The following is a 4,318-nucleotide window of genomic DNA, read 5'->3' on the forward strand; positions in this document are numbered from 1 at the left end:
GGCTTGGCGGGGGCACAGGGCCTGGTGGGGGCACAGGGCCTGGTGGTGCGGGCTCAGGACTTGGCGAAGTTGAGCAGAACCTCGATGATCCCGTTGTCTTCGACCCGGATCCCGCCGACGTTCGGTGAGTCGATGTCGTAATCGCTGAACGTGACCGGAATCTGCCCGCTGACCCGGATCTGCCCGCCGGTGAGCTGGGTGTCCAGCGGGACGGTGACGGTCCTGGTGACACCGTGCACGGTCAGCTCGCCGGTTGCCTGGTAGGTCTTCCGTTCGCCCTCGGCGGGCACCGACCCGAGGTCGATCGGCCGGGTCAGCCTGAAGCTGGCCGTGGGGAACTGGGACGTTTCCATGATCCGGCCACGGAACTGGTTGTCGCGCTGAGACTGGTCGCTGGTGATGGTGGCCACGTCCACGCTGAAGTCGGCGGACGGCACGGTGGTGCCGTCGACGACCAGCTTCCCGGTGACGGACGATGTCCGGCCGACGCGGTGGTGTCCTGCCCGAACAGGACCTCCTTGACGCGGTAACCGGCCTGCGAGCCGGCGGCCACCGTCCACGTCCCGTCGATGGTGGTGTAGGCGGTCATGCCGCCGGTGGCCGGGCTGGCCGTGGCGCTGCCAGGTGCCGTCGCGCTGTCCAGCGACAGTTCGGCTGGCGGATCACCCTCGATGAAGTTGATGTAGACGAACGGCCCGCCGACCACGAGGGCGGCCAGGACCACCACGCCGATCACCACGCCCTTCACCCAGCGCGGCCGCTTCTTCTTCGACGGGCCCGGCGGATCCGGCGGACCTGGCGGACTCGGCGGACTCGGCGGGCCTGACTGCTGTGGTGGGCCCGGCTGGCTCGGCGGTTGCTGCGGTGGGTCTGCCGGACGGGAGGCGTCGGCTACCATTGATCGCTCCTGGTGGCTCTGTGACTGCTTGTAGTTCTGTGGCGGGTTGTGGCCGGTCTGTGGCATCTGGCGCGGGGCGCTGGGGTCCGCTGCTGGCCACATAGGTCGGATGTTGCACGAGCAACATAAAAAAATCATGAATATGATCCGGTTTGGCGGCCTGTCAGCCTGGCGACACGGATCTGCCGGCCCGGCCTCGCGGACGGCTACCCAGCACCGTCACCGCAGCGTGCCCTCCCGGAGGTCGACACCACCGGAGGACGCCACCGGACGGCGCGGGGCGGCCTGCCGGTTCTGCCCGCTGGCACCGCCGAATCGGCCCGGTGGCACCGCCGAATCGGCCGGCTGGCCGAGGATGCTGCGGCATGGCCGGATCAGCCGGCCGGATGGCCCCGGGCGACCGGACCGGCGGGGCGGCCGGATGGCGCCGGGGCGGGTCGTCACGGCAGGCGAAGTCAGGCCGGGGGAGCGCCGAGCGCGCGCAGGTCGGCCTGCATCTGGTCGATCTCGACGGCCTGGTTGATGACCATCGCCCTGGCCAGGGCCCGGACGTTCGCTTCCTGCGCCTGGGCCGCCGCGTACTGGGCCATCGCGATCCCACCGCGGTGGTGGCGGATCATGAGCGTGAGGAAGAGGACGTCCAGCTCCCGGCCCTGCGTCGTGGACAACTGGGCCAGTTCGGCGTCGGTGGCCATCCCCGGCATCCGCGACGAGCCGGCGGGAGCCGTGCCGGCCGTACTGGCTGTGTCGGCCGGCGAACCGCCGCCCGCGGCGTCGTGACCAGCATCATGACCGGCATCGTGACCAGCATGGCCGCCGCTGTCCCGCATCCACCGCATCGGCGGTGCGGTCGAGACCTGCGGCAGGCCCCAGCTGGTCAGCCAGGCCGACATGATGCCGATCTCCCGCTGCTGGGTGAGCGCGATGTCCTGGGCGACACTGCGCTGGGTGGCATCTGCGCCGGCGCGGAACTCCACCATCGCCATCTGGACGGCCTGGGCGTGGTGGGCGGACATGTCGTAGGCGAACCCGGCGTCCACCGAGTCCGCGCCCGGTGGACGGTCGACGAGCCCCCGCAGGCCCGCGCCGGCCGCCACCAGCGCGAACGCCACCACGGCCAGCAGCGCCACCCAGGATGCCCGTGCCCGCGGCCGAATCCGGCCTGCGGGCCCGCCGACGGGCCCGTCCGCACGCCCACCGGCGGGCGTGGCCGCGTCGGTGGCCCGCTCCGCTGTCGCGCCGTCCGTGCTGTCGTCGGCCACCGCGGTCAGATCTGCATCTGGGAGTTGAACACGAACGTCCGCTTGCCCACCTGGACCCTGGTCCCGGGGACCAGCGGAGCCGGCTCGTGCGGGTTCAGCGGGGTCCACACGGTCGCCTCGGGCGGGGCGATGTAGGTACCGTTCGCGGAGCCCTGATCCGCGATCACCGCGTCCCAGCCGTTGAGCGTGATGACGGCGTGGACGCGGGAAACCGCGCTCTCGCCGTCCTCGACCAGTAACGGAAGCGCGCGGCCGGCCCGGACGGCGTCGTCCCGGTCGGGCTGCCTGCCGATCACGATGTCCTTGTCGACGTTGACGGTCCGGCCGTCCTCGAAGACGATCACCCCGATGGTCGGCCGTGGCCCCCGGACGGGGTTGCCGGTCTGCTGGGCCAGGGACAGCCGCATTCGGTGCAGTAGGGCGCGGCCGGGTGGTTGAAGTGGCCGTTGGCGCAGAGGATGCCCTCGACCTGGGCTTCGGAGTTGCCCGGCAGCATGGTCGGGGCGTCCTGGTCGTCGAACAGGTCGGCGACGTCGAAGCCTCGGCCGGGCAGTTCGGTCAGCGCCTCGCTCTCGGTGTCCTCGACGTGTGCGTCCGGGGCGCGCCCGGCGAGTTCGGTCGGCGGGTCGTCGTTCGTGGCGGTGAGCGTGGCGAAGTCCTCTGCCTGCGTGGGCTCGGCGGCACGCAGCCGGGCAGCGGTGTTGAGCTCCTGCTGCTCTCTGCCGTGCTCCTGCTGCTCTCTGCCGTGCTCCTGTTCCCTGCCGTGCTCCGGCTCCCTGCTGCGCAGCGGTGTCAGGGCCGGCGGAGCGCTCGACACCGACCCGTCGGCGGGGCCCCTGGCCGGCGCGGCGTCCACCGACGGGATCGGCGCCGCCTCGGTCATCGGGTTGTGCGGCCCGCCGAAGCCGGCGGCGAAGTCCTCCTCGGCCCCTCGGGGCGGGACGAACACGGGCCCACTGCTGGCCACCAGGCTCACCCCGATACCGGGTACCGCCCCGATCCGCAGGTCCAGCGGGAAGGCGTCGGCAGCCGGGTTGTTCGCCACGCTGTCGACGCTGCCGACACCGGCCGGTCCGAGCGTGCCGGCCGGGCCGATGTCCAGGCGGGCGAGCCCGGCCGGCAGCAGGCGGTCCACCCAGGTGGCCGACTCGATCCCGGAGAGGGTGAGCGGGGTGGGGCCGTGGACGGCCACCTCCATCGCGCCGTGGATCAGCACGGCCAGCCGGTCGCCGACCTCCGCCAGCAGGGCGAAGTCGGGTACCACCTCCGGATCGGCGTCGACGAGCAGCCCGGCGACCCGGCGCACCAGCCGCCGGCCCGTCCCCGAGACCGGCCCTGCCTCGCCGGCCGCCTCGGCACACAGCGCCAGCAGCGTCTTGGTCATGTCCGACGTGCCAGGGCGACCGGTGCTGGCGACGACAAGAACGTCCGACAGGCGAACCACCACACCGGTCCCGGCCTCATGCCCGGATGCCACCACGACCCGGAAACCGTCGAGTCCCGCCATCGTCGCGCCCCCTGTCCCTCGTCCCTGGCCTGCCTCGGCCGCCGCCCCGCCCCTGCCGGCGCGTCCGGCCCGCCGGAGCCGGGCCATCCGCCGGCGTCCGGCGTGTCCCACCCCGGTGAGCCACGTGTACCAACCATCCTGCCGGGGGATCGGGCAGACGTCAGCAACATGTCGGCTACCGGCGGACTTTCCCTCGGGATGAGAATGTCACCTGGCCGTTGCCGGGAGGAGACCAGCCCGCCGGGCAGGCCGGCTGCCCGCCCACCGGACGTGACGTTCGGTCAGGGCGTTCGGCCAGCCAGAAGCCCGTTTCGGGGTCAGCCGAGGGCCCGGTCCAGGTGGAGGGCAGCGCTGATCAGGGCGAGGTGGGTGAACGCCTGCGGAAAGTTGCCCAGCGCCTCCCCGGATGGCCCGATCTCCTCGGCGTACAGGCCCACGTGGTTGGCGTAGGTCAGCATCTTCTCGAACACCAGCCGGGCCTCGGCGACCCGGCCGGCCCGGGTGAGCGCCTCGACGTACCAGAACGAGCACAGGTTGAAGGTGCCCTCGTCCCCGTGCAGCCCGTCGCTGCCGTCCGCCGCGTAACGGCGTACCAGGCTGTCACTGACCAGTTTCTCGCCGAAGCGGTCGAGGGTCGACAGGAAACGGGGG

Annotated in this window: 5 protein-coding genes; all 5 read right to left on the minus strand. The window is 72.2% G+C overall.

The window, feature by feature from the left end:
* Positions 1–53: 53 nt before the first annotated feature.
* The gene (locus tag CM1CMNOD_RS03155; RefSeq protein WP_237702967.1) at positions 54–560 is read right to left on the minus strand and encodes a YceI family protein; all 507 of its coding nucleotides are present in this window, start codon (positions 558–560) and stop codon (positions 54–56) included.
* A gap of 793 nt (positions 561–1,353) precedes the next feature.
* Positions 1,354–2,160, minus strand: a complete 807-nt coding sequence (locus CM1CMNOD_RS03160; protein ID WP_013872223.1) for a DUF305 domain-containing protein — start codon at positions 2,158–2,160, stop codon at positions 1,354–1,356.
* A gap of 5 nt (positions 2,161–2,165) precedes the next feature.
* A complete protein-coding gene (locus CM1CMNOD_RS23865) occupies positions 2,166–2,504 on the minus strand; it encodes an FHA domain-containing protein (RefSeq protein WP_347176554.1) in 339 nt (112 codons plus the stop codon).
* Entirely contained in the window at positions 2,501–3,667 is a 1,167-nt protein-coding gene (locus CM1CMNOD_RS03165; RefSeq protein WP_347176555.1) for an FHA domain-containing protein, read from the minus strand. Before CM1CMNOD_RS03165 ends, CM1CMNOD_RS23865 begins: the two co-directional genes overlap by 4 nt.
* A gap of 317 nt (positions 3,668–3,984) precedes the next feature.
* Positions 3,985–4,318: glycoside hydrolase family 15 protein (locus CM1CMNOD_RS03170; RefSeq protein ID WP_347403384.1), on the minus strand; the 334-nt coding region annotated here is incomplete at its 5' end.

It is taken from the genome of Protofrankia symbiont of Coriaria myrtifolia, from assembly GCF_900634755.1.
Classification (GTDB): domain Bacteria; phylum Actinomycetota; class Actinomycetes; order Frankiales; family Frankiaceae; genus Protofrankia; species Protofrankia coriariae.

Coding starts and splice junctions, on each gene's coding strand:
- CM1CMNOD_RS03165 (WP_347176555.1), bottom strand. CDS start 3,667: ATGGCGGGACTCGACGGTTTCCGGGTCGTGGTGGCATCCGGGCATGAG.